Here is a 4,225-nt window from a genome sequence, read left to right as displayed (position 1 = left end):
AGCTGCTGGTTTGCCAAATACCGATTCAGCGATTCTCAAAGTTCAGAATGCGATTATTGAAATCGAAAATGCTTTGAAGGATCCAAATGCAGACCTAGGAGCAGTTGTCAAGTCTGCAACTTCAGCTCGTAACTCAATCGCCAATGCTGTTTTACGTGCAAATTCAGGTCAACGTGATAGCCGTAATGGACAGGCAATGTTCGAGGGGGTCGGTTTAAGAGGTTTTGTTAACCAACAGAATTTAGGACAAGTTACTGATTCTGCAATTGTATCTAGTAATTTTAATTCTAAGACACGTGAAGTTGTTTGGCATATTAATATGACTTCGCGTTCGCCCTTGAACTATGCAGGTATTATTGCTAAGGTTGATGCCAATACTACTATTACTAGAGTAACATTCAATGGCCAAGAGATGGAGAAACGCAAGGACTCCAATCATGAATATGCTTTTACTTATAGGCATGATCAAAATAGAAATCTTGAAGGTACAGTTCTTGTTTATGCCACAGTAAGTGATAGTTCTAAGACGGCTACAATTCAAGCTCAAGTTGGGACAAGTAGTCAACCGATTGATGGGGATTCTAGGTCTGGTAGTTACTCTAGAGCTAACAGCAGTAGAGTTACTACAGGTCCTATAGAAAATAAACCTGTAAACCCAGGGAATTCTCGGCAAACTGATAACCCTCCTACGATTGAAATGCCATCACGTATTGAAGTATTTAATGATGACGCAATAAACTACAATATCATTTTTCGTGATGACAAAGGTTTGCGAGATTTTTGGGAAAATAAAAAAGATAACGCCATTATTACAGGCTTGATGGGGAAAAATTTCCCAGGTGACTATGGTTTCGCCACGGTTAAAACAAATGATAAAGGTCAAGTAGTTGGATGGGTTTTTGATAATAAAACATGGACTACAAGAGTTTATGGAACTGTAGGTAGAACGGGTAACACTTGGAATCCTATGGTTCCTGGGGAGTACTATGTCGAATACGGTGCAAGTGATAATCCAAAGATTCAGTGGGATCGACAAACTACTACATTTGTAATCAGAGGATTTAACGAACGTCAAGATCCGGTAAGTGGCGATACTGTTACAGTTAACAACCCGTCATCTTTGAGCGATACTGAGAGGGCTCAAATTCTTGAAAACTTCAAGAGCAAAAATGCTGCTCTCCTTTCAAAAACTGACTACAAGAATGGTTCTGAAGGTGGTAAAGAAATTACAGTGTCTAACACTGGTGAAATCACGCTTACCTATCGGGATAATACTGTGGATGTCGTTCGAGCTAACGTGAGAGCGGAAACGGAAGTACCTGTGCCTGCTGTTACAGTGACGCGTGATGGCGAGGTCATTCGAGCGACACAAAGTCCATATGCAGACCGAGGTATGGAACACATCGTCTATGCTGGTGATAATGTTACCATTAAATTTACTGCGACTGATAATAGTGGTAAGTTGAAAGAGTTCAAGATTGTACCTAAAGCGGATGGAAGACAACCAGGTTTAAGAAGTAACTATTTTGAAGATTCTAAATACGGTACAGGCGCTGTGGATCTCTTGACAGGAGATATTACAGCTACACCAGAAAGTCCTGCGACTATCACAGTCAATGCTCATATGAATGATGATCTGGAGTGGAAGCCAGGAAATACATGGCAACGGAATGCAGTTGCAACTGACCAAGTAGGAAATGTCAACGGAACAGTTGGAACTGGTAATGTTCGTATCACTCAAGGACAACTGAAGGATCGTCTTAAAGTGACCGATCCTGACTTTACACCTGTAGTAAATAAAAGTAGCTTAACAGAGGACGAAAAGACAGCTGTCAAGAGTGCCATCTACGCTAAGAATGATAAGACAGTTCACCGCATCAAAGACATTGAAGTTGCAAACGATGGTACTGCGACGATTGTTTATAAGGATAATACTCGTAGCAATCCAATTTCACAGTCAGTGACAGTCAATGAACGACCAAAATTGGTGATTCCTTATGATAATGCTACGACTAAGGAAATTTATCTCTACCGCGGAGAAGAAGTTAATGTAACCTTTAGTGCAACTGATGATTCTGGAAAAATTTCGTCGTTGAAGTTTGAGTCGCAATATTATACTGCGGATAATGCAAACGGGAACAACTACGCAGGATATACTGGTATCAATCGTTCAAATCCAATCACAAGTTTGACAGACCAAGCAAATGCAAATATTACTATTACAGGAAGACTAGATAAAAGTTTCCCGGCGGGCAAATCATTTGAACGCTATTTGATGGCGACGGATGACCGTGGCGTTACAGATAGTGTTCATACGAAGAATGGTATTGCTGACAATGGTTATGTTAAATTTGTAATCAAAAATCAGACGGATAAATATACTGCTGTAGCGAAGGTTCCGACTGTCTATACATATGTCGGTGAGACTGCTAGCGATTTATCAAATGCTGCCAACTTTGTTCAGCTTGAAGATGGCAAACAATTACCGCTAGGTGCAACTGTTACTTGGAAGACGCCAATTGACACAACTAACTCTGGGGATAATAAAAAAGCTGTGGCGACAGTCACATACTCAGATGGTTCTACAGATGATGTTACTGTCACTTATAGTACCATGACTACAATCGCACCAAAAGCTCCAATCAATGATATCCAAGGAACGACTCCTCACAACGGAAATGGTTCAAACTGGCTTGACTATGTCTATAAATCGGGGAATGACTGGTTCCCAGGTGGTTCTCGACAAACATGGACAGATGAAAATGGAACTCGCTTGTCAGATGCTCCTATCACTACGACAGAAGCTGGACAACAGCGTTTCAAATTAACCTTTACATATCCTAAAGGTCGTCTTGGTGAGACAGATAGTTCGAAATTACTTAGCAAGACTGTAGATGTTATTCATAATGTATATAAGTTTGAGTCTAACCGTTCTTATATCTTCACTCAAAACAAAACAGATGATCCTAATTATCAACGTGTAGCTACAAATCCGAAAGATTCTATCACCAAGGTGACAGGAAGCCCTGATTATAATGTAGATAAAACTAATTTTACTTGGATTGATGGAGCACCAGATCTTTCTAGAGTTGGACGATTTACAAAGGATGTGGAAGTTGAATTGCCTGTAGATGGTACAGGTGTGCGTGTGAAACAACGTGTCCCAATCAAATACGCAGTAAATCCGCAAGCTCCTACTATCTCTGCAGATTCTATCAATGAAACAGGTGGATTGCCAAATCGTTCGATTGTCGTTACGAATGTAACGCCTGGAGCAGTTGTTACGCTCACATTGGCAGGTCATACATTTACCAAGACAGCAAAAGACAACGAATCAAGCGTTACCTTTGAACCTGCTGATCTGAAAAAAGCATACGACGGTAACAACGGTCTTCTTCCAACAGGTAATGTAACAGCTAAATCTACAGTAGATGATCTGAATTCAGAAGTAACGACAGGAACAATCACTCCAGAACGTGTAAAACCAACGATTACCTATACTGTTACAGTAAATGGTAAAGAACCTAAGAAAGATAGTAATGGTCGATACCTGTTCTATGCTGGGGACAATATCCAGATTACTTATACAGGTAAAGATAATAGTGGTAAATTGGTCACACTTAAGGTCTCTGGTAATAGAAAAGACTTGACGGACTTCTTCGAAAATAGACCTGAATGGGGAACTGGTCCAATCACGAACATTATCAATACCTTAACGAATGATGACCAAACCACTTTCACAATAAATGCAGTGCCAAATAAAGATCTTGCTTGGAGTTCAGGGAATCACTGGGGACGTTGGCTAACGGCTACAGATCCGAGTGGGAATACCGTTGATGTAGGAGAAATTAGCATTCAGCAAGATCAGTTGCAGAACTTGTTTAAGAAGCCTGCTATTGATGTGACTGAGGTCAAAGATAAAAATCACTTAACGGATACTGATAAGGAAAAAGTTCGCGAAGAAATCAGAAAAGCTCACGATAAGGTTGTTCCAAACGGTCGCGATCGTATTTCTAGCATTGACGTAAGTGAGGACGGTATTGCAACAGTCTACTATAAAGATAATGCTAAAGTGGCATCTGGTAGTCAACCATATCCACCAACTGTCTATAGTCAAGATGAAACTGTTTCAGATAAGAAATATCGTTCTGAATCTGCTTCGGATTCAACCAGTGCATCAGAGTCAGCGTCAACCAGTGCTAGTCAATCAGCAAGCACATCGGCT

1 protein-coding gene is annotated in these 4,225 nt (G+C 40.5%); it reads left to right on the top strand.

Features of this window, described 5'->3' with window-relative positions; translation table 11 throughout:
• Positions 1-4,225: Rib/alpha-like domain-containing protein (locus HMPREF2728_RS05665; RefSeq protein WP_261674117.1), on the top strand; the 4,225-nt coding region annotated here is incomplete at both ends.

Source organism: Streptococcus sp. HMSC061D10 (assembly GCF_001808865.1).
Classification (GTDB): domain Bacteria; phylum Bacillota; class Bacilli; order Lactobacillales; family Streptococcaceae; genus Streptococcus.
Note: the sequence above shows the minus strand (reverse complement) of the source record. Positions and strands in the feature narration are given on the sequence as shown.